This window comes from Rhodococcus sp. SGAir0479, assembly GCF_005484805.1.
Classification (GTDB): Bacteria; Actinomycetota; Actinomycetes; order Mycobacteriales; family Mycobacteriaceae; genus Prescottella.
This window is the reverse complement of the sequence record NZ_CP039432.1, coordinates 965,316-989,610: the sequence shown is the minus strand read 5'-3', so window position 1 is coordinate 989,610 and position 24,295 is coordinate 965,316. Positions and strand designations below refer to the sequence as shown.

19 protein-coding genes and 1 tRNA gene are annotated in these 24,295 nt (G+C 70.2%); 6 read left to right on the top strand and 14 right to left on the bottom strand.

Translation table 11 applies throughout. The features are described 5' to 3' along the window. Positions 1 to 6: 6 nt before the first annotated feature. From prmC to argS, 9 genes are all read right to left on the bottom strand, one after another. Positions 7 to 900, bottom strand: coding sequence for a peptide chain release factor N(5)-glutamine methyltransferase (gene prmC / locus E7742_RS04580; protein ID WP_137797865.1), 894 nt, complete (start codon positions 898 to 900; stop codon positions 7 to 9). Positions 901 to 977: 77 nt separating this feature from the next. Then, a complete protein-coding gene (gene prfA / locus E7742_RS04575; protein ID WP_137797864.1) occupies positions 978 to 2,057 on the bottom strand; it encodes a peptide chain release factor 1 in 1,080 nt (359 codons plus the stop codon). Positions 2,058 to 2,226: 169 nt separating this feature from the next. Continuing rightward, complete coding sequence (gene rpmE, locus E7742_RS04570; protein WP_137797863.1) at positions 2,227 to 2,460, bottom strand: 50S ribosomal protein L31; 234 nt, start codon at positions 2,458 to 2,460, stop codon at positions 2,227 to 2,229. A gap of 232 nt (positions 2,461 to 2,692) precedes the next feature. After that, entirely contained in the window at positions 2,693 to 4,789 is a 2,097-nt protein-coding gene (gene rho / locus E7742_RS04565) for a transcription termination factor Rho (RefSeq protein WP_137797862.1), read from the bottom strand. 330 nt (positions 4,790 to 5,119) lie between these two features. Continuing rightward, positions 5,120 to 6,052: a homoserine kinase gene (gene thrB, locus E7742_RS04560; protein WP_137797861.1), complete on the bottom strand. Its 933-nt coding sequence runs from the start codon at positions 6,050 to 6,052 to the stop codon at positions 5,120 to 5,122. 35 nt (positions 6,053 to 6,087) lie between these two features. After that, complete coding sequence (gene thrC, locus E7742_RS04555; protein ID WP_137797860.1) at positions 6,088 to 7,191, bottom strand: threonine synthase; 1,104 nt, start codon at positions 7,189 to 7,191, stop codon at positions 6,088 to 6,090. After that, positions 7,188 to 8,501, bottom strand: coding sequence for a homoserine dehydrogenase (locus E7742_RS04550; RefSeq protein WP_137797859.1), 1,314 nt, complete (start codon positions 8,499 to 8,501; stop codon positions 7,188 to 7,190). Before E7742_RS04550 ends, thrC begins: the two co-directional genes overlap by 4 nt. Beyond that, positions 8,498 to 9,919 carry a diaminopimelate decarboxylase gene (gene lysA, locus E7742_RS04545; RefSeq protein WP_137797858.1) on the bottom strand — a complete coding sequence of 474 codons (1,422 nt, stop codon included), beginning with the start codon at positions 9,917 to 9,919 and terminating at the stop codon, positions 8,498 to 8,500. Before lysA ends, E7742_RS04550 begins: the two co-directional genes overlap by 4 nt. Further along, on the bottom strand, positions 9,916 to 11,568 hold the full coding sequence (gene argS / locus E7742_RS04540) for an arginine--tRNA ligase (RefSeq protein WP_137797857.1): 1,653 nt from the start codon (positions 11,566 to 11,568) through the stop codon (positions 9,916 to 9,918). The genes lysA and argS overlap by 4 nt, the downstream gene beginning before the upstream one ends. 178 nt (positions 11,569 to 11,746) lie before the next feature. Between argS and E7742_RS04535 the strand changes: the two genes are divergently transcribed. The 3 genes from E7742_RS04535 to E7742_RS04525 all read left to right on the top strand — a co-directional run bounded on the left by E7742_RS04535 (position 11,747) and on the right by E7742_RS04525 (position 13,635). Beyond that, positions 11,747 to 12,655 (top strand): DUF3105 domain-containing protein, encoded by a 909-nt coding sequence (locus E7742_RS04535; protein ID WP_137797856.1) that lies wholly within the window; start codon positions 11,747 to 11,749, stop codon positions 12,653 to 12,655. 7 nt (positions 12,656 to 12,662) lie between these two features. Then, positions 12,663 to 13,385, top strand: a complete 723-nt coding sequence (locus tag E7742_RS04530; RefSeq protein WP_137797855.1) for a DUF305 domain-containing protein — start codon at positions 12,663 to 12,665, stop codon at positions 13,383 to 13,385. A gap of 177 nt (positions 13,386 to 13,562) precedes the next feature. Further along, positions 13,563 to 13,635 (top strand) — tRNA-Arg (locus tag E7742_RS04525). 57 nt (positions 13,636 to 13,692) lie between these two features. Here the strand turns inward: E7742_RS04525 and E7742_RS04520 are convergent. Together E7742_RS04520 and E7742_RS04515 are read right to left on the bottom strand one after the other, a co-directional pair. Further along, positions 13,693 to 14,967, bottom strand: coding sequence for a hypothetical protein (locus E7742_RS04520; protein WP_137797854.1), 1,275 nt, complete (start codon positions 14,965 to 14,967; stop codon positions 13,693 to 13,695). A gap of 25 nt (positions 14,968 to 14,992) precedes the next feature. Beyond that, entirely contained in the window at positions 14,993 to 16,018 is a 1,026-nt protein-coding gene (locus E7742_RS04515) for a TIGR03617 family F420-dependent LLM class oxidoreductase (RefSeq protein WP_137797853.1), read from the bottom strand. Positions 16,019 to 16,118: 100 nt separating this feature from the next. Between E7742_RS04515 and E7742_RS04510 the strand changes: the two genes are divergently transcribed. The 3 genes from E7742_RS04510 to E7742_RS04500 all read left to right on the top strand — a co-directional run bounded on the left by E7742_RS04510 (position 16,119) and on the right by E7742_RS04500 (position 20,311). After that, on the top strand, positions 16,119 to 19,418 hold the full coding sequence (locus tag E7742_RS04510; RefSeq protein ID WP_137801041.1) for an arabinosyltransferase domain-containing protein: 3,300 nt from the start codon (positions 16,119 to 16,121) through the stop codon (positions 19,416 to 19,418). A 69-nt stretch (positions 19,419 to 19,487) separates the two neighbouring features. Then, positions 19,488 to 19,841 carry an ArsR/SmtB family transcription factor gene (locus E7742_RS04505; RefSeq protein ID WP_137797852.1) on the top strand — a complete coding sequence of 118 codons (354 nt, stop codon included), beginning with the start codon at positions 19,488 to 19,490 and terminating at the stop codon, positions 19,839 to 19,841. Further along, positions 19,838 to 20,311 carry an SRPBCC family protein gene (locus E7742_RS04500; protein ID WP_137797851.1) on the top strand — a complete coding sequence of 158 codons (474 nt, stop codon included), beginning with the start codon at positions 19,838 to 19,840 and terminating at the stop codon, positions 20,309 to 20,311. The genes E7742_RS04505 and E7742_RS04500 overlap by 4 nt, the downstream gene beginning before the upstream one ends. Before the next feature lie 3 nt (positions 20,312 to 20,314). Here the strand turns inward: E7742_RS04500 and E7742_RS04495 are convergent, their stop codons facing one another. From E7742_RS04495 to cysD, 3 genes are read right to left on the bottom strand one after another with little or no spacing between them, the layout of a single operon-like run. Continuing rightward, positions 20,315 to 21,433, bottom strand: a complete 1,119-nt coding sequence (locus tag E7742_RS04495) for a 3'(2'),5'-bisphosphate nucleotidase CysQ (RefSeq protein WP_137797850.1) — start codon at positions 21,431 to 21,433, stop codon at positions 20,315 to 20,317. Next, a complete protein-coding gene (gene cysC, locus E7742_RS04490) occupies positions 21,430 to 23,283 on the bottom strand; it encodes an adenylyl-sulfate kinase (RefSeq protein WP_137797849.1) in 1,854 nt (617 codons plus the stop codon). Before cysC ends, E7742_RS04495 begins: the two co-directional genes overlap by 4 nt. Next, on the bottom strand, positions 23,283 to 24,236 hold the full coding sequence (gene cysD, locus E7742_RS04485) for a sulfate adenylyltransferase subunit CysD (protein ID WP_137797848.1): 954 nt from the start codon (positions 24,234 to 24,236) through the stop codon (positions 23,283 to 23,285). The genes cysC and cysD overlap by 1 nt, the downstream gene beginning before the upstream one ends. Positions 24,237 to 24,295: the final 59 nt, after the last annotated feature.

Here is a 24,295-nt window from a genome sequence, read left to right as displayed (position 1 = left end):
CCGCCGTCATCGTGCCGCCTCCGTCTCGGTCGCGACGCGTTCGGCGACGACGAAGCGCGGGCGGCCCGCGAGGTCCGGGTGCTCGGCGACGTGATCGAAGACCCGACGGGCCCGGAACAGCTCGGCGACCTGGCCGCCGTTGGTGTCGTCGTGCTCGACGCCGACCGCTCCCCCGATCCGCAGCCACCGCGCGATGTTGTTGATCATCGGTTTGATCACCGACAGTCCGTCGGCACCACCGAACAGTGCCGAGTGCGGATCGTGCTCGCCGACCTCGGGCTCGAGTACCGCGCCCTCCGGGATGTACGGCGGGTTGGAGACGACCAGGTCGACCGCGCCCTCGAGGTCGGTGAGCAGGCCGCGGTCGGTGACGTCGCCCCGCACCAGTGTGATCGGGGTGTCCCCCGCCTCGCGGCGACGGTCCGCGTTCCGGCGGGCCCACGCGAGCGCCTGCGGCTCGAGTTCGACGGCATGCACCGCCGCGTCCGGACGTGCGTGCGCGATGGCGAGCGCCAGCGCTCCCGAACCGGTGCACAGGTCCAGCACGACGGGGGCGCGTAGGCCCGAGGCCTCCAGGTGCGCCAACGCCCACGCGAGCAGCAACTCGGTCTCGGGACGCGGCACGAACACACCGGGCCCCACCTCGAGCGTGACGTTGCCCATCGCGGTGGAACCGACGATGTGCTGCAACGGAACTCGCTCGGCGCGGCGCGCAACCAGCGCCCGGTACTCGTCGATCACGGCCGGATCGACGAGCGGCACGAGCCCGAGCCGGGTGCGTTCGACTCCCAGGAGGTGGGCGGCGAGCAACTCGGCGTCCACGCGGGCGGAGGGAACCCCCGCCCGTTCCAACTCGGCGGCGGCGTCGATGATGGCCAGGCGGAGAGGTTGTCGACTCACGCGATACAGACTGCCACGCCGGTCATCGACACGGCACGGACAGGTGCCACGCGACCGGCCTCAGGCCGTCCCGGTCCTCATTCGGCCGCGAGACGGGCCTCACGGTCGGCCTGCCCCAGCGCGTCGAGGAGAGCGCCCATCTCGCCGTCGAGCACGGCGTCGAGGTTGTGCGCCTTGAACCCGATGCGGTGATCGGTGATGCGGTTCTCGGGGAAGTTGTACGTGCGGATGCGCTCGGAACGGTCGACCGTGCGGATCTGGCTCTGGCGGCCGGCCGACGCCTCCGCGTCCGCGGCCTCCTCCGCCGCCGCCTGCAGTCGGGCGGCCAGCACCTGCATCGCACGCGCCTTGTTCTGCAGCTGCGAGCGCTCGTTCTGGCAGGTCACGACGATACCGGTCGGCAGGTGCGTGATCCGGACCGCGGAGTCGGTGGTGTTGACGCCCTGTCCGCCCTTGCCCGACGAGCGGTAGACGTCGATGCGCAGATCGGACTCGTCGATCTGCACCTCCTCGACTTCCTCCGGCTCGGGGTAGATCAGCACTCCCGCCGCCGAGGTGTGGACGCGGCCCTGCGACTCGGTCACGGGAACTCGCTGCACGCGGTGGACGCCGCCCTCGAACTTGAGCCGGGACCACACTCCGTCACGGACGTCGCCCTTCGACTTGATCGAGATCGTCGCGTCCTTGTAACCGCCGAGGTCGGAGACGGTCGCGTCCAGGATCTCGACGCGCCACCCGGCGCGCTCGGCGTAGCGGACGTACATGCGTGCGAGGTCGGACGCGAACAGCGCCGACTCCTCACCGCCCTCACCGGACTTGAGCTCGAGCACGACGTCGTCGCCGTCGTGCGGATCGCGAGGCGCGAGCAGGTCGGTGAGCGTCTTGTCGAGCTCGGCCACCTGCGCCTCGAGCGCGGGGATCTCGGCGGCGAAGGCGGCATCGTCGGCGCCCAGCTCGCGCGCCGCCTCCAGATCCTCCTGAGCGGCCTCGAGCTTGGCGTACGTGGCCATGACAGGCGCGAGCTCGGCGAACCGCTTGCCCGCCTTGCGTGCCGCCGCCGGATCGTTGTGCAACGCCGGATCGGCCAGCTGCTGCTCCAGGCCCGCGTGCTCGGCCAGGATGTCGTCGATCGCCGACGGCTTCGTCGTCCCTGCCATGGTTCGCTCCTGCTTTCGCGATTCGCGCACTTGTCGGTGTTGTCGAGGCCTCCGAACCGCGGCAAGTGCGCAAAACGCGGGATCGGGGACGGCGCTGCGGCCCGGAACGGGCCACAAAAACGCCGACGCCCGGCCTGCAGATTTCGCAGGACGGGCGTCGGCGGGGCAGCTACTGGTCGGCAGCGGCCTTCTTCGGAGCACGCTTGCCGTAGCGCGCCTCGAAGCGAGCAACGCGTCCGCCGGTGTCCAGAATCTTCTGCTTACCGGTGTAGAACGGGTGGCACTGCGAGCAAACTTCGACGTTGATCCGTCCGCTCTGAGCGGTGCTGTGGGTCTCGAACGTGTTGCCGCAACCGCACACGACGGTCGTCGCAACGTACTCGGGGTGAATTCCAGCCTTCATGGTGTCCCTTTCGATGGCCGCCGGGTCGACCTCGCCACTCGAGGCCGTGAACCGGAACCGGACATAGTTGTCACGCGGTCGATCATTCTGCCAGATCGCCGGCGCTTTCTCCTAAACGATCGCGGTGCGATCTCGTCGACACGATCGCGGTGCGATCCGGTCGACAATCTCGGCGACGCGATCCTGTCAACACGACACCGGGCGAGTTGATTCCCGCCCGGTGTCGGCGACGTCAGTCCTCGAGCGCGCCCGGAGCGGTCTTCGAGACCTGCAGCAGGAACTCGACGTTGCTCTTGCTCTTCTTGAGGCGGTCGATCAGCAGGTCGATCGCCTGATGCGAATCCAGCCCGGAGAGCACGCGCCGCAGCTTGTGCACGACGGCGAACTCGTCGGGGCTCATCAGGAGCTCGTCCTTGCGGGTGCCCGACGGGTTGACGTCGACCGCCGGGAACACACGACGCTCCGCGATCTTGCGATCGAGCTTGAGCTCGGCGTTGCCGGTGCCCTTGAACTCCTCGAAGATCACGGTGTCGCCGGTGGAGCCGGTCTCGACCATCGCGGTCGCGATGATCGTCAGCGACCCGCCGTTCTCGATGTTGCGCGCGGCACCGAGGAAACGCTTCGGCGGGTACAGCGCGGTCGAGTCGACACCACCGGACAGGATGCGTCCGGACGCCGGCGACGAGTTGTTGTACGCGCGGCCGAGACGGGTGATCGAGTCGAGCAGCACGACGACGTCGCGGCCCTGCTCGACCAGGCGCTTGGCCCGCTCGATCGCGAGTTCGGCGACCGACGTGTGATCTGACGGCGGGCGGTCGAACGTCGAGGCGATGACCTCGCCGTTCACCGAACGCTGCATGTCGGTGACCTCTTCCGGACGCTCGTCCACGAGGACGACCATCAGGTAGCACTCGGGGTTGTTCACCGAGATCGCGTTCGCGATGTCCTGCAGGACCGTCGTCTTACCGGCCTTCGGCGGCGACACGATGAGCGCACGCTGCCCTTTGCCGATCGGCATGATCAGGTCGATCACGCGGGTCGTCAGGATGTTCGGCGTGGTCTCGAGGCGCAGACGCTGGTTCGGGTACAGCGGCGTCAGCTTGTTGAACTCGGGGCGCTTGCGCGCCGCCTCGGGCTCGTGCCCGTTGACGGTGTCGAGACGCACCAGCGGGTTGAACTTCTGCCGCTGGTTGCTCTGCTCACCCTCGCGGGCGACGCGGACGGCACCGGTGATGGCGTCGCCGCGGCGCAGACCGTTCTTGCGGATCAGGTTCATCGACACGTACACGTCGTTCGGGCCGGCCAGGTATCCGGACGTGCGGACGAACGCGTAGTTGTCCAGTACGTCGAGGATGCCGGCGACCGGCTGCAGGACGTCGTCCTCGCGGATCTCGGGCTCGCGACCCTCGCCGCCTTCGCCACGGTCACGTCCACGGCGACGCTCGCGGAAGCGACGCCCCCGGCGACCGCGGCCGCCCTCTTCGTCGTCCGCGTCGCGGCGCTCCCCGCGGCCCTCGCCGCGCGGACCGTTGCCGCCCTGGCCCCGGTCGCCACGGTCACCGCGCTCGCCACGGTCACCGCGCTCGCCACGGTCACCGCGCTCGCCACGGTCACCGCGCTCGCCACGGTCACCGCGCTCGCCCTGGCCCCGCTCGCCCCGGTCACCACGCTCGCGCCGGCCGCCACGCTCACCACGGTCGTCGGACTGCTGGTCCTTGGCCTGGTCACGGTTCTGGTCGCGGGTGTCGGCCTGCTTGGCGTCGCCGTCCTTCGCGGCCCCGTCCTTCTCCTTGGGCTCGGCGGTGCGAGCCTCGGAGGTGCCGTCGGCGGCAGCGGTCTCGGTGTCCGAACCGGCCTGCTCCGGAGCACCGGCCCGGCGGGAGGATCCGCGGCGCTGACGACTGCGACGCGGCGCCTGCTCGGCGGTGGCGTCGTCCTGGCTCTCGGACGCGGCGGGCTCGGTGGCCGTCCGCTCCTTGCGCGGGGCCTGCTCGGCGGCCGGCGCATCGGCGGCCGGGGACGACGACTCGGCGTTCGCGGCCTTGGGGGCGCCGCCGCCCTGTCGCTCCTTGATGGCGGCGATCAGATCGCCCTTGCGCATACCCGAGGTGCCCTTGATACCGAGTTCACCCGCGAGCGAGCGCAGCTCGGCCAGCACCATGCCGGAGAGTCCGGCTCCACGCCTGGACTCGGCGCGCTTGGTGGACGCTGCCACGGCACCCTCGCGCGGTGCAGCGTCGGAGGTCTGTGCAGAATTGCCCGCCCGGGCACCCGCGGCCTCGGCCGGGGAATCTTGAACGGGCGTGGCAATCAGGTCCGTATCGGTCACGGAGGTCCTTTCCTTCCCTCGCTCGCGCTGCGCAAAGCCGAGGGTTCGTCCCGCAGTCCAGTCGACAACTGAACTCGGATGTGCCGTATCCGCTGGATGGAATGTCGGCTTGTCCCCCATCACATCACCCGAGAAGGCGAGTGCTGTCGATCGATCAACGCACAACGAATTGCGTGAGGATCACGCCAGGTATACCCCGAGAATTGGAGCGATTGCCCTGGTGAAGCACCGGCGTCTGAAGCGCACGATGGAAGGACACGCTCAGGATAGCGGCGAATGCCCTACTCGGCAAGAACCGGTGAGTAACCGGCCCTGAGCGTGTCCACCCGATCAGTTCACCTGGACGCCGTCGGCGATGTCGAGCTCGAGAACGCGCAAACCCTCGGCCTCGGCGGCGCGGCGCAGCTCGTCCGGGAACGGCCGGCTCGACAGCGCCAGGACGGTCGGTCCCGCGCCCGACACGGCCGCCGCGATACCGGCCTCGCGCAGCCGCGCGATCCAGCGGGTGGTCAGCGGCAGCGCCGGTGCGCGCTGCGTCTGGTGCAACCGGTCCTCGGTCGCCGTCATCAGTAGGTCCGGACGCTGGGTGAGCGCGACCACTGCCAGCGCGCCGCGGCTCACGTTGAACGCCGCGTCCCGGTGCGGCACCGTCTCCGGCAACAGTCCGCGGGTGAGCGCGGTCGACGACCGCTCCGCCGGCACCAGCGCCACCACCCGCACGTCCGGGTGCACCGCCAGCCGCACCGCGTGGAAATCCCGCTGCGACTGGTCGTCGGCGTTGACCTCGCTCCACGACACGACCGCACCACCCAGGACACTCGCGGACGCGTTGTCCGGGTGTCCCTCGAACTCCGACGACAGCTGCACCAGCTGGGCATCGGTCAGCGCCAACTCGGGCGCCGCCTTGCGCGCCAGGCCGTTGGCGGCCGCGAGACCGCCGACCGCCGCCGACGCCGACGACCCGAGCCCCCGCGAGTGCGGAATGACGTTCCGGCAGACCACGTCCAGCCCGTCCGCCCACAGACCGGCAGCCTCGAGTCCCCGCTCGATGGCCCGGACGACGAGGTGGGACGGGCCCCACGGCACGTCGTCCGCGCCCTCACCCTCGACACGGATCGACAGTCCCGAATCCGTGGTCGTGACGGTGATCTCGTCGTACAACCCGAGCGCGAGACCCAGCGTGTCGAAGCCCGGGCCGAGGTTCGCGCTCGACGCGGGCACACGTGCGGTCACCGTCAGTCCGGTGGGGAGGGTCTGTGTCATCGCCTGGTTCACTGCCGTGTCCGGAGCCGCGGTCACTATGCCAGCTCGAGAGCGGACGCCACAGCGACGGGATCGACCGGAATCGGCTGCACTGCAGGCATACCCGCGAGAGCGGTGTCGGGATCCTTGAGGCCGTTGCCGGTGACCGTGCACACGACGGTCAGGCCGGAGTCCAGCCAGCCCTCCTTGCGGGCCGCCAGCAGACCCGCGACGCTCGCGGCGGACGCGGGCTCGACGAAGACGCCCTCGGTCGCGGCGATCAGGCGGTACGCCTCGAGGATCTCCTCGTCGGTCGCGGCGCGGAACGCGCCGTTCGACTCCTCCTTGGCGGCCACGGCACCGTTCCACGACGCCGGTGCGCCGATGCGGATCGCGGTGGCGATGGTCTCGGGGTCCTTCACCGGCGCACCGTTGACCAGCGGCGCGGCGCCGGCGGCCTGCACACCCAGCATGCGCGGGCGCACCGAGGTGATGCCGTCGGCGTAGTACTCGGAGTAGCCGCGCCAGTAGGCGGTGATGTTGCCGGCGTTGCCGACGGGCAGCGCGTGCACGTCCGGCGCCTTGCCGAGCGCGTCGCAGATCTCGAACGCGGCGGTCTTCTGGCCCTCGATACGGACCGGGTTGACCGAGTTGACCAGGCCGATCGTCGGGAACTCCGCGGTGGTCTTGCGCGCGAGCTCGAGGCAGTCGTCGAAGTTGCCCTGCACCTGGATGATTCGCGCGCCGTGCATGACGGCCTGGGCGAGCTTGCCCATCGCGATCTTGCCCTGCGGCACCAGCACCGCGCAGCCCATGCCGGCCTTGGCCGCGTATGCCGCCGCCGACGCCGAGGTGTTACCCGTCGACGCGCACAGCACGGCGCGCTGGCCGCGGGCCAGGGCGTCGGTCACGGCCATCGTCATGCCACGGTCCTTGAACGAACCGGTCGGGTTGAGTCCCTCGACCTTGAGGTACACCTCGCACCCCGTCAGCTCCGACAGGTGCGCGGCCGGCAGCAGCGGCGTGCCACCCTCGCGCAGCGTCACGGTCTTCCAGTTCGATCCGATCGCGAGCCGGTCGCGGTAGGCCTCGATCAGTCCCGGCCACGGGGTGTGCACGGGGGCGGTCTTCTTGTCGGCCTCGGGGTGGGCGCCGGTCATTCGGAGGTACCTTCCAGTCGGAGCACGCTGGTCACAGCGGTTACGGATTCGAGTTCGGCAAGGGCGGCAACCGTTTCCGAGAGTGCCGCGTCGCTGGCGAGGTGGGTGACGACCACCAGACGCGCGCCGTCACCGGCGCCTTCCTGCCGGACGGTGGAGATGCTGACGCCGCGCTTGGCGAATTCGGCGGACACCGCCGACAGCACGCCCGCGCGATCGGCGACCTGCATGTTCACGTAGTAGCGGGTCGGGATGTCGCCCATGGGGGCGATCGGCAGCTTCGCGTACCGCGACTCGCGCGGTCCCCGGCCACCGTGCACCTTGTTGCGCGCGGCCATCACCAGGTCGCCCATGACGGCGGACGCGGTGGGGGCGCCGCCGGCGCCCTGGCCGTAGAACATCAGTCGACCGGCGTTGGCGGATTCGACCACCACGGCGTTGTAGGCACCGTTGACCCCGGCCAGCGGATGCTCGCGCGGCACCAGCGCCGGGTACACACGCGCCGACACGCGCTCGCGCCCGTCCGCGGAGACGATCCGCTCGCAGATCGAGAGCAGCTTGATCGTGCAGTCCAGGGCCTTGGCGGCGTCGAGGTCGGCGGAGGTGATGTTCGAGATGCCCTCGCGGTAGACGTCGGCCGCGGTGACGCGCGTGTGGAACGCGATCGAGGCGAGGATCGCCGCCTTCGACGCGGCGTCGAAGCCCTCGACGTCGGCGGTGGGGTCGGCCTCGGCGTACCCGAGCCGGCCGGCCTCGGCGAGCGTCTCGGCGTAGTCGGCACCGGTCTCGTCCATCGCGGAGAGGATGAAGTTGGTGGTGCCGTTCACGATGCCGAGCACGCGGTCGACGCGGTCCCCGGCGAGCGACTGGGTCAGCGGGCGGATCACCGGGATCGCGCCGGCCACCGCGGCCTCGAAGTACAGGTCCACCCGCTGCCGCTCGGCGGCCTCGGCAAGCTCGCCGGTGTACTCGGCCAGCAGGGCCTTGTTCGCGGTGACGACGGACTTGCCGGCGTTGAGCGCCGCGAGCACCAGCTTGCGCGGCAGCTCGATGCCCCCGATGACCTCCACCACGACGTCGACGTCGTCACGGGTCACCAGCGACTCGGCGTCGGTCGTGAGCAGTTCCGACGGCACGCCGCGGTCGCCGTCGAGGCGCCGCACCGCGACACCTCGCAACTCCAAGCGTGCGCCGACCCGGGCCTCCAGGTCGGCCGCGTGCTCGCGGATGATGCGAGCCACCTCGCTGCCCACCGTCCCGAGGCCGAGAACAGCCACCCCGATGGCGCGCTGCGCCGATTCGCTGGTCACTCCGAAACCTCCAAGCTGAGCAGATCTTCCACAGTTTCCCTACGCAAGATTAGGCGTGAGGCGCCGTCCCGTACTGCCACCACCGCGGGGCGGGTGAGCAGGTTGTACCGGCTGGACATCGAATAGCAGTATGCGCCCGTGGCGGCCACCGCGAGCAAGTCGCCGGGACCGAGGTCGTCCGGCATCCAGGCGTCGCGGATGACGATGTCGCCGCTCTCGCAGTGCTTGCCCACGACCCGGGCCACGACGGGCCCGCCGTCGCTGTCGCGGGAGACCAGACGCGCGTCGTATTCGGCCTGGTAGAGCGACGTCCGGATGTTGTCGCTCATACCGCCGTCGACGCTGACGTAGCGCCGGGTGGCGCCCGCGTCGAGGGTGACGTCCTTGATGGTGCCCACCTCGTACAGCGTGACGGTGCCGGGGCCGGCGATGGCGCGGCCCGGCTCGACCATGAGCGTCGGCGCGGGCAGACCCGCGGCCGCCGACTCGGTCGCGACGATGTGCGTGAGCTTGGCCGCGAGTTCCTCGACCGGGGGCGGGTTGTCGCTGGGCAGGTACGAGATACCGAGGCCGCCACCGAGATCGACGACCGACAGTTGCGACGTCTTCTCGGCACCGAAGCGGTCGACGATCTCACGCATCAGTCCGATCACCCGGTGCGCGGCGAGTTCGAAGCCGTCGACCTCGAAGATCTGCGAACCGATGTGGCTGTGCAGCCCCACCAGGCGCAGGTTGTCGGTCGCGAAGACGCGGGCGACCGCGTCCATGGCCTTGCCACCGGACAGCGAGAACCCGAACTTCTGGTCCTCGTGCGCGGTCGCGATGAACTCGTGGGTGTGGGCCTCGACGCCGACCGTGATGCGGATCAGGACGTCCTGGACCGCACCGAGCCGGCCCGCGACCTCGTCGAGCCGTTCGATCTCGAGCATCGAGTCCAACACGACGTGCCCGACTCCCGCCGACACCGCGGTCTCGAGTTCCCCCACCGACTTGTTGTTGCCGTGCATCGTGATGCGCTCGGCAGGAAAGCCGGCGTGCAGCGCGACGGCCAGCTCACCGCCGGAGGCGACGTCCATCGACAGGCCCTCGTCGCGCACCCAGCGCGCGATCTCGGCCGACAGGAACGCCTTGGACGCGTAGTGCACTCGATCGGCGCCGCCGAAGGCGCGGGCCATCTCGCGGCAGCGGGACCGGAAGTCGTCCTCGTCGACGACGAACAGCGGGGTGCCGTACTTCTCCGCGAGCTCGGTCACCGGGACACCGGCGAGGGTCACGACGCCGTCGTCGCCGCGGCGGGCACCACGCGGCCACACCTGCGGCGGCAGCGCGGTCATGTCCGACGCCGCCGCGGGCCGCGGCGGCAGGCCCGGGGCGTGCTGGATCTCAGCGTGCCGGGGTCCGGCCGGGTGCGCGTTCACATCCGCTCCGGAGCGCTCACGCCCAGCAGCTCGAGCCCGTTGGCGAGGACCTGCCGCGACGCGTCGCACAGCGCCAGCCGCGCGGTGTGCAGCTCGGTGGCGTCCTCGTCGCCCTGCGGCAGGATGCGGCACGCGTCGTAGAAGCGGTGGTAGGTGCCGGCGAGCTCCTCGAGGTACCGCGCGATGCGGTGCGGCTCGCGCAGGTCGGCGGCCTTGGCGACGACGCGCGGGTACTCGCCGATCGTGCGGATCAGGTCGCCCTCGCGGTCGTGGGTCAGCAGCGCCAGGTCCGGGTTCTCGGCGCTCAGGCCCAGGTCGGCGGCGTTGCGGGCGATCGAGCAGAGCCGGGCGTGCGCGTACTGCACGTAGTACACCGGGTTCTCGTTGGTGGTGCTCGCCCACAGCTCGAGATCGATGTCGATGCTCTGGTCCACCGACGAGCGCACCAGCGAGTAGCGGGCCGCGTCGACACCGATCGCCTCGACCAGGTCGTCGAGGGTGATCACGGTGCCGGCCCGCTTGCTCATCTTCACCGCGACGCCGCCGCGGACGAGGTTGACCATCTGGCCGATCATGACCTCGACGGTGTCCGGGTCGTCGCCGAACGCGGCCGCGGCGGCCTTGAGGCGGCCGATGTACCCGTGATGGTCGGCGCCGAGCATGTAGATGCACAGGTCGAAGCCGCGAGAGCGCTTGTCCTGGAAGTAGGCGATGTCGCCGGCAATGTACGCGGCGTTGCCGTCGGACTTGATGACGACCCGGTCCTTGTCGTCACCGAAATCGGTGCTCTTGAGCCACCACGCGCCGTCCTCGTGGTACAGGTTGCCGGATTCCTTGAGGGTCTCGACGGCCTTCTCCACCGCACCGGATTCGAACAGCGAGTTCTCGTGGAAGTAGACGTCGAAATCGACGCCGAATTCGTGCAGGGTCCGCTTGATGTGGGCGAACATCAGCTCGACGCCGATGGACCGGAACGTCTCGTGACGCTCGGCCTCGGGCTGCCCGAGCGCGCCGGGCGCCTGCTTCTGCACCTCGGCCGCGATGTCGGCGATGTACGCGCCGGCGTAGCCGTCCTCGGGAGCGGGTTCGCCGTTCGCTGCGGCGATGAGCGACCGGGTGAAGCGGTCGATCTGGGCGCCGTGGTCGTTGAAGTAGTACTCCCGCGTCACGTCGGCGCCCTGCATCGACAGGATGCGACCGAGCGCGTCACCGACCGCCGCCCAGCGGGTACCACCGAGGTGAATGGGCCCGGTGGGGTTCGCGGACACGAACTCGAGGTTGATGCGCTTGCCGGCGAGCGCGTCGCCGGACCCGAAGGCGGCGCCGGCCTCGAGGGCCTTGGCGACGATCGCGCCCTGCGCGTCGGCGGCAAGGCGGATGTTGAGGAACCCCGGCCCGGCAACCTCCGCGGACTCGATGCCCTCCGCGGCGGTCAGCGCGGCCGCGAGCCACGTCGCCAGGTCGCGGGGATTGGTGCCGGCCTTCTTGGCGACCTGCATCGCCACGTTGGTGGCGTAGTCACCGTGCTCGGGGTTGCGGGGACGCTCGACCGTGAGTGTCGCAGGCAGTACGGAAACGTCGAGGCCGTGCTCTGCGAGCACCTTCGCGGCGGTCCCTCGGAGCAGTTCGGCAAGGTCGGCTGGAGTCACAGGAGTCCATCTTATTGCGTGCACCGTGTGGGTGGATAACCAGTGCCGATTACCCGTTCCCGCCTCTCCAAGCTTTCCCTCAGGGTCGGAACGTACAGTGATGGAGCCTGAGGGGAGCCTGGGAAGCTCACTACCCCTCGAGGGCGCCCTTGTCCAATCACCGAAAGAGCACTCATCGATGCCCAGCGGTTCGGAAAATCGCGGCCCCGGCAGTAAGAACACGGGGGCGAAGTCAGCCAAGGCGATCAAAGCGATCAACAAGAAGAAGCAGGGTGGCGTGCCGTCGTCCACCCGGAGCGGCGGAGGTCGCCAGCTGCCGTGGCTGACGATCGGCGCCGTCGTCGCCGTGGTCGCGCTCATCGCCGTCCTGGCCGTCAACCTGGTGCCCAAGTACCAGGACCAGCAGGCCGTCGCCAAGTTCACGCCGTCGGAATCCAATCAGGATCCCTCGACGGGGATCGACGGCGTCGTCAAGGTCGACTACCCCGCCGGTGTGCACGTCCAGGCGACGCAGCGCGTCGCGTACGACCAGTCCCCGCCGTTCGGCGGTCCGCACGACGCGGTGTGGGCGACGTGCACCGGCACCGTGTACCAGGACGCGATCCGCTCCGAGAACGCCGTCCACTCGCTCGAGCACGGCGCGATCTGGATCGCCTACAACCCGGACAAGGTCGACGACACGCAGCGCCAGCAGCTCGCGGACCGGGTCTCGAAGGAGAGCGGCTACATGCTGATGTCGCCGTACCCGGGTCTGGACACGCCCGTCTCGCTGCAGTCGTGGGGCCACCAGCTCAAGGTCGACAGCGCCGACGACGAGCGCATCGACCAGTTCATCAAGGCGCTGCGCCTCAACCGCTACGCCTACCCCGAGGTCGGCGCCAGCTGCTCGACCATCCCGGACTCGTTCGATCCGGCCAACCCGCCGCCGTTCGATGCGACCGCACCCGGCCCCGACGCCGTCCCGATGGACGGCGGCAACATCGAGCCCGACACCTCCGAGCTCGGTGGCGCGACGGGTCTGCCGACCGACATGCAGCTGCCCGCGGGCGCGGGCCAGCAGGCACCGGCGACCGGCGGAAACGGCTGAGGCAACCATGACCGACACCGAATCGACCCCCCCGTCACCGACGGCGCCGAGCAGCCGCAGCCAGCGGACCGCGCTGGCGGTCGTCGGTCTCGTCGGCGTCCTGGCGATCGGGTTCGCGCTCGGCTTCTTCGCGCGGCTCCCGTTCCAGGACAAGGGCTCGCCGATCCCGGCCGCCGATTCGGTCGACGTCGGCTTCTCCCAGGACATGACGGCGCATCACAACCAGGCGATCGACATGTCCACGATCACGCTCACCAAGTCCTCCGATCCGGCGGTGAAGAACCTGGCGTACGACATCCTCACCACGCAGCAGAACCAGGTCGGCCAGATGCAGGGCTGGCTGGCGCTGTGGGATCAGGCGCCGTTGCCCACCGGCGGGTACATGACGTGGATGACGGAGGACGGGGGCCACGGGCACTCCGGGCACGCCGCGGGCGCGGCCGACGCGCCGGCGGCGCACGACAGCAGCGCGATGCCGGGTATGGCCTCGGCCGAGGAGATGTCGGCTCTGGGCCGGGCGTCCGGGCCCGCGCTGGACGTGATGTTCCTGCAGTTGATGCTGCGGCACCACCAGGGCGGCCTGCCGATGATGGAGTACGCGCAGCAGTACGCCGACGTCCCGGCGGTGCGCAATCTGTCGCAGACCATGGTGGCCACCCAGCAGAGCGAGGCCACGCTCATCACGAGCATGCTCGCCGAGCGGAACGCCTCACCGCTTCCCATGAACTGAACCGATCGCCTCGATAGCGAGAGTTGCCCCGGGCGGCGCATCCCACGGATGCGCCGCCCGGACTCGTTCCGGCCGAGGATCCGATCCGAAAAACGTCGATCTACCAGCGGATGTGGATGATCGCCGACAATGCGCTACGCTAACTCCGCCCACTGGCACACCGGAGAATTCCGGTGCGCCCCCGTAGCTCAGGGGATAGAGCGTTCGCCTCCGGAGCGAAAGGCCGCAGGTTCGAATCCTGCCGGGGGCACCCGAGAAGGCCCCACTCTTTCGAGAGTGGGGCCTTCGGCCGTTTCCGGGTCGTTCGTCAGCGCGGCCCGGACCGCAGGTCCAGCCCCCAGGCGCCGACGGCGCACACCACGATCACGGCGACGGACGTAAGCGCGACGGCCGTCGGAACAGCCTCCGGCGAGTCGAACGGCGCGGGCGCGTAGTCCGCGTACCGGGTCTCGGTCGCCCACGCCGTGGACAGGGCCGCCGGAACGCCGATCGTGAACGGCAGTGACAGTCCGACCGTCGTCGCCGGCGCCGACGTCGGCAGGCACGAGCCGACGACGTACCCAACCCCGGCGGGCAGCGCGATCGCGTAGACGAAGGCAGAGACGTCCGAGTGGTCGAAACCGACAAGGGAAACTGCGACCGCCGCCGCCAAGAGGCCGAACCCGGCCGCCGGGACGGGCCACCGCAGTCCCACCGCGGCACCGGCCACGATCAGTACGGCGGGGACGGCGAGCGCCCACCACTCGCCGCTCGTCCAGGGTGTTCTCACAGCCGCTGCAGCGAGAATCGCCGCTCCGGCGAAAATCAGCTGCCCGTCGCGCCCGGGTAGCTGCCACGCGAGCCACGCCACGAGCACCGTCGCCAGACCGGCGTAGGGGTACCACCACTGCGGCTGCAGCAGTTCCGCTGACTCCGTGAGGATCTGGACGGCACCGAAGGCCGCGACGGGCAGCGCGGCGGCGACCGCCAACCAGCGGGTGTCGACACGCGCGACCCACGACGTCCTGCGGTCGAGCACGGCCGCCAGGACGACGAGCACCGCCGCGACGACGGCGGGCCACAGACCCACCACGCCTGAGCGCTCGACCGGGTGCGAGGTCAGCGGGGTATACGCGGTCCAACCGAAGTCCGCCGTACCACCTCGATTCACGTCGGCCACCGCCCCCGACAGCAGGAAGGCACCTACGGCACCCACCGCGAGCGCCACCTGCGCGCTCAGCTCGCGCGCGGCCAGAGGCGAAACCGCACCGAGAATCACCCCTGCGGCAACGGCATTCGAGTACAGGAGCACCGCAGGCTCGTCCGGGTAGCCCAGCACGTCCGGCAACGCGAGGAGCAGCAGCCCGGCCACGACAGCCGCTGTCAGTAGGGTCACCGATCGCCGCCGGACGAGCACCACAGTGACCAGCACCGCCACGACAGCCGCGGCCGCGACGCCTGCACCGTTCGTGACGAGGGCCGCCGGCAGCGCACTCTCGGCCCAGAGATAGTGCTCGGGCACCGGGGACGACAGCACGCGACCGGCGAGCGCGCCGCACACCAGCGCGGCGAGCAAGGGCACGATCCGGGCGAGACGACTCATTCCTCTTCCTGCACCTTTCGCGAAGCTATCCGGCGTGTAGTTCGGCGATCACGTCGGCCATGCAGCGATCCTGATCAGCGTTCTCGGGGAGCGCCAGCGTGACACTCTGCGCGATACCGTCCAGGCGCTCACGGACCGCGCCGGCGAGCGCGTCGTACCGGGCCGTCGGCACGATGGTGGCGAGGACTTCGTCGGTAACGATGTCCTCGAGCCTTTCCCAGTCGTCGCACCGGACGCGGTCGGCCAGTTTCGCCTGCAGGTCGGGAAACCCGTGCCGTACGAGCGCACCCCGATAGGCCGGAGTGGAGTACAGGAACGCGAACAGTCGACGCCGGCGGTCACGTTCGGCGGCGACGTCCGCGTCGGTGGCCCCGGTGATCACCTGCAGTCCCGCGACCACGTCGAACCCGTCGAGCGAGCGTCCCGCCGCGGCGGCGCCCTCCGCGAGTGCCGGCCGGCATTCGTCGAACAGGAACTGCGGGTCGGAATTGGTGGGGTGGGTGATCAGGCCGTCGGCCGTCGCCCCCGCGACCGCGAGCATCCGCCGGCCCACGGCACCCAGGTAGATCGGCGGCGTCACCGTGTCCTGGTCGGGACCGGGATTGAAGTAGGGCTGCATCCGGGTGAACCGGTACCGCTCCCCCTCGTACGGGACGAGTTCGCCCGTGCGGAACGACTCGAACGCGGCACGGACCACCCCGACGTAGTCGCGCATGCGCGCGGCCGGCGCGGACCACTCCATCGCGTACCGCTCCTCGATGTTCTGGCGGATCTGGCTGCCCAGCCCGAGGTGGAACCGTCCACCCGACATCCTCGACAGGTCCCACGCGGTGTACGCCGTCAGCAGCGGGCTGCGGACGAATGCCAATGCGACCGAGGTGCGTACGACGATCCGCTCCGTCGCCTGCAACGCCAGGAGCGCCAGCAGGAACGGGTCGTGCACGGTCTCGGACACGTGCAGCCCGTCGTACCCGGCGGCCTCCGCACGACGGGCGAACCCGGCCACCGCCGCCGGATCGATCGCGGCATCGGTTCCGGTGAATACCTTCATCCGTCCGTTCTACCCGGCGAATTGCCGGATTCGGCGACGGCACGCAAGTCGGCCGAAACCGGCTCTCGTGCGGTTACGATGCCTTCTCGTGGTCGACAGCATGGTGGGGACGGGGTCGGTATCCGCGAAGGTGCCGCCTCGGCGCACGGCCCCGGCGGCCCCGACGAGGCGGGGACCGACCCGGCCGCGGCTGATCGCGATCGTCGCCGCGCTGATCGGGGTGCTCGCGGCCGTCGCGATACCGCTGCTGCCCGTCGACCAGCAGCAGGCGTCCGTGTCGTGGCCGCAGAACGGCGTCGCCACGAGCGTCGAGGCACCGCTGGTGTCCTACGCCCCGCAGAGCTTCGACGCGCGCATCCCGTGCACCGCAGCGCGAGAACTCGATTCGGGCGGGTTCGTGGCCGCGACCATCCCGTCCGGGGCGCCCGGCACGGAGCAGTACGGTTTCGTCGCCAAGACCACTGCCGCGTCCGCGGACTCTCCGGCGCGCCTGGACGTGATCCTGCGCGACACCGCACTGCTGTCCGTGCCCCTGCCCGAGCTGACCGGACCCGACTGCGCCGTGACCGTCTCGTCGGACGCCACCCGCACCACGCTGGAGGTGACCGGACGTACGGGCGCGCAGCCCCTTCCGGCGAAGACACTCGACGGCGACCACCGCCCCCAGATCGTCGGCATCTTCAGCGACATCGACGGCGCCGCGCCCGCCGGACTCCAGGTGCGGGCCGAACTCGATTCGCGGTTCTCGTCGTCGCCCGCGCCGGTCAAGGTCGTCGCGATGATCGTGGCAGTCCTCGCGACGCTCGCGAGTCTGGTTGCGCTGCACAGCCTCGACGGTTCCGACGGCCGCCGTGCGCGACGGTTCCTGCCCGCCCGCTGGTGGCGTTTCGGTGTGACCGACGCCGTCGTGGTCGGCACGCTGGTGCTGTGGCACTTCATCGGCGCGACCACCGCCGACGACGGCTACCAGTACACGATGGCCCGGTCGGCGCAGTCGTCCGGCTACATGTCGAACTACTTCCGCTACTTCGGGGTTCCCGAGACCCCGTTCGGGACGCCGTACTACTACCTGTTCGGCCTGCTCGACGACATCTGGAACGCGAGCATCTGGGTCCGCCTGCCCGCCCTCCTCGCCGGCATCGTCACGTGGATGGTGCTCAGCCGCGAGGTCGTTCCCCGGCTCGGTGCCGCGGCCCGCACCAGCCGGGTCGCGCTGTGGACCGGCGCGCTCGGCTTCCTGGCGGTGTGGCTGCCGTACAACAACGGGCTGCGTCCGGAGCCCGTGGTGGCGGCCGGCGTGCTGTTGACGTGGTGTTCGGTCGAGCGGGCCATCGCGACCCGACGGCTGCTGCCGGCGGCCGTCGCGATCGTCGTCGCCGCCGCCACTCTCTCGGTCGGGCCTTCCGGCATCATCTGTTTCGCGGCGCTGCTCGCCGGGGCCCGTCCGCTGTACCGGATCGTCGTGGCCCGCGCGGAGAGCGTCGGCTACCCGGCGCTGCTGCTGCCGATGATCGCGTCGGGGACCGCGATCCTGGTCGCGGTGTTCGCCGACCAGACCCTCGCCTCGGTCCCCGTGATGCAGGACGCCCACGTCGCCGCCGGCCCCGACGAGAAGTGGTTCAGCGAGAATCTGCGCTACCAGTGGCTGCTCAACGACACCGCCGACGGCTCGCTCGCGCGCCGATTCGGCATCTTCGTGATGTTCCTGGGGATCGCGGTGTGCACGCTGGCGATGGTGCGCAGGAGCGGGCGGATCCCCGGCACCGCGGCCGGGCCGTCGCGCCGGATCATCGGGGTGACGTTCGGCGCTGTCGCGCTGATGATGTTCACCCCCACCAAGTGGACGCACCATCTCGGCGTGTTCGCCGGGCTGGCCGGCGCGCTGGCGGTGCTCACCGCCGTCGCCGTCGGCACGGCCGTGCTGCGCTCTCCCCGCAACCGCGCGCTGTTCGCGGCCGGGGTGCTGTTCCTGCTGGCCATGACGTTCATCGGGACCAACAACTACTGGTACGTCTCGGCGTGGGGTGTGCCGTGGTGGGACAAGCCGCCCTCGACCGCCGGCACCGGCGCCGCGACCGTGCTTTTCGGTGGCGCGCTGCTGTCGCTCGCGGTCGCGGCGTGGTGTCATCTGCGCGATTCCCGCGCTCCCGTTCCCGGCTCCCGCCTCCGCCCGCTCTGGGCGCTGCCACCGCTCACGATCGCCGCGGCCGCGATGGTGCTGTTCGAGGTGCTCTCGCTCGCCAAGGGCGCCGTCACGCAGTATCCGGCGTACTCGCTGGCGCGCTCCAACGTGGACGCGTTGCGCGGACAGAACTGCGGACTCGCGCGCGATGTCCTGCTCGAGATGGACCCCGACGCGTCCATGCTGCAACCGCTTTCCGGGGACGTCGCGACGGCGCTCGCCGGCGACGGGTCCACCGGGTTCACGCCCGACGGTGTCGCATCCGACCTGAGCGCGGATGCCGACACCGCCAAGACCGGGGCGGCCAATCTGGTCGATACCGACACCGACGGGGCGCCGACGTCCACCGACGCGACCGCAGGCACGGGCGGCGGCGAGGGTGAGACCGGCGTGGGTGGCAGCACCGTCGCGCTCCCCTACGGTCTCGACCCGGCCACCACGCCCGTGTTGGGCAGCTACAGCCGCACCGAGCAGACGGACGCCGCCCTGACCAGCGGGTGGTACGGGCTGCCGGGTGTCGGCGCCGACGGGACCCGCGGCGACCTCGTCGCGATCGCGGTGGCCGGACGGATCCGGAGCGTCGATCCCGACGGCGTCGAGACCCCGGGCCGGGACCTCGAACTCGAGTACGGCGCCCGGCAATCGGACGGCTCGGTCACCGCTCTCGGTCGCGCGCTGCCGCTCGACATCGGTCCCGCGCCGTCGTGGCGAAACGTGCGGGTGCCGCTGGACCAGCTGCCCCTCGAGGCCGACGCCGTCCGGCTGGTCGCCTCCGACGACAACCGCGACCCCGACCAGTGGCTGGCGTTCACGCCGCCGCGCGTGCCGCAGACGCGGACCCTCGACGACGTGGTCGGTTCCGACACCCCGGTGCTCGCGGACTGGGCGGTGGGACTCCAGTTCCCGTGCCAGCAGCCGTTCTCGCACCGCAACGGCGTCGCGGAGGTGCCGCAGTACCGGATCCTTCCGGACCGGGGCGGCGCCGTCTCGACCAATCTGTGGCAGGACCACGCCGGCGGCGGGCCGCTGGGCTGGACCGACCAGCTGCTGACCGCCCGCACCATCCCGTCGTACCTGAACCACGACTGGCGGCGCGACTGGGGACAGATCGAGCAGTTCACCCCGCGGGACCGCTCGGCGGTGCCCGCCGAGATCGACACCGTGACCGAACGCCGGTCCGGGCTGTGGAACCCGGGGCCGATGACGCTGCACTACTGACACTCACGCGGTCCGGCGTTTTCGCCTTCACCGCTTGACTTCTCGACCGGCGCAGCGATACTTAAGAATGTGCTTAAGTATTCTGCACCGCTCGATCAGGTGTTCCACGCCTTGTCGGATCCGAGCCGGCGCGGAATGGTCGAGCGACTCGGTCGCGGCCCGGCCTCGGTCAGCGAGCTGGCGGCCCCGCTCGACATGTCACTGCCCGCCGTCGTCCAGCATCTCCAGGTTCTCGAGGCCAGCGGACTGGTGCGCACCGAGAAGGTCGGACGCACCCGCACCTGCCATCTGGTTCCGGACGCGCTCGACGGTGCCGGGCAGTGGATCGCCCAGCGGCGCACGAACGTGGAGCGCCGTCTCGACCGACTCGGCGAGTACCTCGCCGAGACCGACCAAGTCACACGAGTCGAGGAGTCACCATGACCACCCGATCGGTCGTTCATTCCACATTCGTCGTCGAACGCATCTACGAGGCAAGTCCCGCACGGGTGTTCCACGCGTTCGCCGATCCCGATGCGAAGGCGCGCTGGTTCACTCATCCCGACGAGTGGGTGTCGGACGAGGGCTCGATGGATTTCCGCGTCGGCGGGCGCGAGACCGTCAGCGGCGGACCGAAAGGCGGTCCCGTGCATTCGTTCTCGTCGATCTACCTGGACATCGTGCCGAACGAACGGATCGTGTACACGTACGAGATGCACATGGACGACGTCCGGACGTCGGTCTCGCTCGCGACCATCGAGTTCTTTCCCGACGAGCGCGGCACTCGTCTGGTGATGACGGAACAGGGCGCGTTCCTCGACGGTCACGACGACGCCGGGGGCCGCAAGGAGGGCACCGAGCTGCTGCTCGATGCCCTCGGAGCGGCTCTGACGAGAGACGTCGCCGAGGCCTGACCGTCACGGGTGCGGTTCGATGACCGCGGTGATCGCATCGATCTCGGCACCGGGTATCGAGAAGTGCTCGGTGACGGCGACGGTCAGGGTGTCGCGCCCGGCGGTGATGTCGAGCAGGAACCGGGCGACGACGTCGCTGCCCCATTCCCGGAATTGCAGGTCGCGCACCGCGCTGATCGGCCGGTACTGCCCGCCGGTCTCGAGCAGTCCACGGATCTCGTCACCGGAATCGCCCGTGCGCTGACCGTTTTCGTAGCGGTGGCAGCGGCGCGCGAGCCGCACCTTGCTCGCATCGTGTGAGACGAGCGAGGCGATGTACTCGCGTGCCATCGCGACCCGCGGACTGTCCTGGGCCGCCGCGGCGGTCAGCTCGGCGATCCCGGCGAGCAGCGGCACCGCGAGCTCCCGGCGACAGATCAGCAGATCCGGCAGGTAAGGGTGCGGTTGGTTGTACCGCAGCGGTGTGCCGTCGATCCGGGAACAGTGCAGCCCGGCCGCGAGGGCGACACCGACCGGCGCCGCCGAGTCCCACTCCCACTGCCCACCGGCATGCACGTACGCGTCGGCGTCACCGCGTAGGACCGCCATGGCCTTGGCGCCGGCGGAGCCCATCGACGCGACCGTGCCGCCGACGCGTTGCGCCAGCGCGGCCACGAACTCGGGAGGACGGCTGTCGCTCACCAGGATTCGGGGACGTTCGCGGTCCGGCGTCGCCGCGCGGGCCGCTCCCCCCACGTACACCTCGCCGCGTGCGGGCTGTGCCACGGCCGCCGCGGTGATACCCGCGTCCCGCTCCCACAGCGCGACGTGCACGGCCCAATCGGCCCGTCCGGCCAGGCCGTACTCGCGGGACCCGTCGAGCGGGTCGACGATCCAGACGCGCTCGTTGTCGAGGCGGGCAGCGTCGTCGGCGGATTCCTCGGACAGCACGGCGTCGAGCGGGCGTGCGGCGGTCAGCGCTTCCAGCAGGAGCGCGTTCGCCGCCTTGTCACCGCGTCTGCCCAACTCTTTCGCGGCGGCCGTGTCGAGCGGGGTGTCCCCCAGCTCGCGGGCCCGGATGTCGAGCAGGAGGTCGCCCGCGCGGGTGGCGAGGTCGGCGGCCAGTTCGGCGTCGGTGCTCACAGGTTCAGATACTCCATGATCTTGGCGGCCTGGGCGACCGGGTCGCCGTCCTCCGGCCGCAGCACCAGTTCGGCTCGTTCGGGCGCCTCGTACGGGTCGTCGACGCCGGTGAAGCCGGTGATCTCCCCCGCCCGGGCCTTGGCGTACATCCCCTTGGGGTCGCGCGCCTCGCACTGTTCGATCGGGGTGTCGACGAACACCTCGACGAACGGCAGGCCGGCCTCCTCGTGCAGTCGGCGCACGCGGTCGCGATCCGCGGCGTACGGGCTGATGAGCGAGGCGACCGCGACCATGCCGGCGTCGGCGAGCAGCTGCGCGACGGCTCCGACGCGCCGGACGTTCTCCGCCCGATCCTCGGCGCTGAACCCGAGGTCTGCGTTGAGACCGTGTCGCAGGTTGTCGCCGTCGAGCCGATACGCGGGAATTCCGGCGGCAACCAGACGTCGTTCGAGTTCCACCGCGACCGTGGATTTCCCGGACGCCGACAGCCCGGTGAGCCACACCGTCGAGCCGCGGGTCGCGCGCTCGTCGCGGGACACGGCCGCCGAGTGCCACACCACCTTCGATTCCTTGAGGGTGGGCCCGGTGATCATCCCGGCGGCGACGGTGTTGCCGGTGGTGTCGTCGACGAGGATGAAGCTGCCGGTCACCCGGTTGCGGCGGTACGGGTCGAACAGCAGTGGCTGCTGGGTGCGCAGCTGGACGCGCCCGATCTCGTTGAGCGTCAACGACTGGGCGGTCTCGTCCCGGTGCAGGGTGTTGACGTCGAGGCGGTAGCCGAGCCGCACCACCTGCGCCTTCGTCGCGCGGGTGGTGTGCAGGACCGTGTACCGCGCGTCCGGGCTCAGCGACGACTGCTCGGTGAACCAGCAGATCATCGCGTCGAGCTCCTGACCGACGAGTGGTCGGTTGTTCGGCCTGCACAGGGTGTCGCCGCGGCTGACGTCGAGGTCGTCGGCGAGTTGCACGCACACCGCGGACGGCGCGAAGGCCTCCTTGACCTCCTCCCCGCCGGGCCCCCAGATCGCGGAGATCGTCGACGTGAATCCCGACGGCAGCGCGACCACCTCGTCGCCCGGCTTGAACACTCCGCTGGCGACGGTGCCCGCGTAGCCGCGGAAGTCGTGCAGGTCGGCGTCGGTCTGCCGCTGCGGCCGGATCACGTACTGGACGGGCAGCCGCGCGTCGATGAGGTTGCGGTCGGATGCGATGTGCACGTCCTCGAGATGGTGCAGCAGCGACGAACCCCCGTACCACGGCATGTTCTCGGTGCGGGTGACGATGTTGTCGCCCTTGAGCGCCGAGACCGGAATGAACGTGAGGTCGTGCACGTCGAGCTTGGTCGCGAACTGCCCGAACTCGTCCTTGATCTCCTCGAAACGCTCCTGCGACCAGTCCACGAGATCCATCTTGTTGACGCACAGCACCAGGTGCGGGATCCCGAGCAGCGTCGACAGGAACGCGTGCCGGCGGGTCTGTTCGAGCACGCCCTTGCGGGCGTCGACGAGGATCAGCGCGAGGTCGGCGGTGGAGGCGCCGGTGACCATGTTGCGGGTGTACTGCTCGTGCCCGGGGGTGTCGGCGATGATGAACTTGCGCTGCGGCGTCGCGAAGTAGCGGTGCGCCACGTCGATCGTGATGCCCTGCTCGCGCTCGGCGCGGAGGCCGTCGGTGAGCAGCGCCAGATCCGTGTACTCGGTGCCGCGCTCGCGGCTGCTGCGCTCGACCGCCTCGAGCTGGTCCTCGAAAATCGACTTCGAGTCGTACAGCAGGCGCCCGATCAGTGTGGACTTGCCGTCGTCGACGCTGCCCGCAGTGGCGACGCGGAGGAGTTGCTGGGTGTGGGCCATCAGAAGTACCCCTCCTTCTTGCGGTCTTCCATGCCGGCCTCGGAGATCCGGTCGTCGGCGCGGGTGGCACCGCGCTCGGTGATGCGGCTGGCCGCGACCTCGGTGACGACCTCGGCTGCGGTGGCGGCGGACGACTCGACGCAGCCGGTGCACGTCGCGTCGCCGACGGTGCGGAACCGCACGAGCTCCTCGCGCGCTTCCTCACCGGGGAGAAGCGTCAGGAACCGGGTGCGCGCCAACAGCATTCCGTCGCGTTCGACGACCGGGCGGCGGTGCGCGTAGTAGATCGACGGCAGCTCGATCTCCTCCGAGGCGATGTACTGCCAGATGTCGAGTTCGGTCCAGTTGGACAGCGGGAACACCCGGATGTGCTCACCGCGGCGGTGCCGACCGTTGTAGAGGTTCCACAGTTCGGGCCGCTGCGCCTTGGGATCCCACTGCCCGAACTCGTCCCGGAAGCTGAAGACCCGCTCCTTGGCGCGGGCCTTCTCCTCGTCGCGGCGGGCGCCGCCGAACACCGCGTCGAAACGGTTCTCCCGAATGCCGCGCAGGAGCGAGTGCGTCTGCAGCCGGTTGCGGCTCGCCCGCGGGCCGGTCTCGTCGACCACCCGGCCCGCCGCGATGTCGTCCTCGACGCTCGCGACCACCAACCGCAGGCCCAGACGCTCGACCGTGGTGTCGCGGAACTCGATCACCTCGTCGAAGTTGTGGCCGGTGTCGACGTGCATCACCGGAAACGGCAGCGGCGCCGGCCAGAACGCCTTGGTGGCGACGTGCAGCATCACCACCGAGTCCTTGCCGCCGGAGAACAGCAGGACGGGCCGCTCGAAGGTCGCGGCGACCTCGCGGAAGATGTGGACCGCCTCGGCCTCGAGCGCCTGCAGATGTGACAGCTCGTAGGTGGACGGGGATGCCAGGGGTGTCACGCGCGGCTCCTCGATCTCTCGGTACATATTTGTACCGACTCGGTTCGCAAACTGACTCTGGCCCGAGAGTAGAACCTGTTACAGAT

Bases quoted from the DNA above. Each gene is read 5' to 3' on its own strand.
- E7742_RS04520 (WP_137797854.1), bottom strand. From the start codon at position 14,967: ATGAGTCGTCTCGCCCGGATCGTGCCCTTGCTCGCCGCGCTGGTGTGC.
- E7742_RS04500 (WP_137797851.1), top strand. From the start codon at position 19,838: ATGACCACCCGATCGGTCGTTCATTCCACATTCGTCGTCGAACGCATC.
- E7742_RS04515 (WP_137797853.1), bottom strand. From the start codon at position 16,018: ATGAAGGTATTCACCGGAACCGATGCCGCGATCGATCCGGCGGCGGTG.
- rpmE (WP_137797863.1), bottom strand. From the start codon at position 2,460: ATGAAGGCTGGAATTCACCCCGAGTACGTTGCGACGACCGTCGTGTGC.
- E7742_RS04535 (WP_137797856.1), top strand. From the start codon at position 11,747: ATGCCCAGCGGTTCGGAAAATCGCGGCCCCGGCAGTAAGAACACGGGG.
- prfA (WP_137797864.1), bottom strand. From the start codon at position 2,057: ATGGCAGGGACGACGAAGCCGTCGGCGATCGACGACATCCTGGCCGAG.
- cysC (WP_137797849.1), bottom strand. From the start codon at position 23,283: ATGGCCCACACCCAGCAACTCCTCCGCGTCGCCACTGCGGGCAGCGTC.
- thrC (WP_137797860.1), bottom strand. From the start codon at position 7,191: ATGACCGGCGCCCACCCCGAGGCCGACAAGAAGACCGCCCCCGTGCAC.
- cysD (WP_137797848.1), bottom strand. From the start codon at position 24,236: ATGTACCGAGAGATCGAGGAGCCGCGCGTGACACCCCTGGCATCCCCG.
- E7742_RS04530 (WP_137797855.1), top strand. From the start codon at position 12,663: ATGACCGACACCGAATCGACCCCCCCGTCACCGACGGCGCCGAGCAGC.
- thrB (WP_137797861.1), bottom strand. From the start codon at position 6,052: ATGACACAGACCCTCCCCACCGGACTGACGGTGACCGCACGTGTGCCC.
- E7742_RS04510 (WP_137801041.1), top strand. From the start codon at position 16,119: ATGGTGGGGACGGGGTCGGTATCCGCGAAGGTGCCGCCTCGGCGCACG.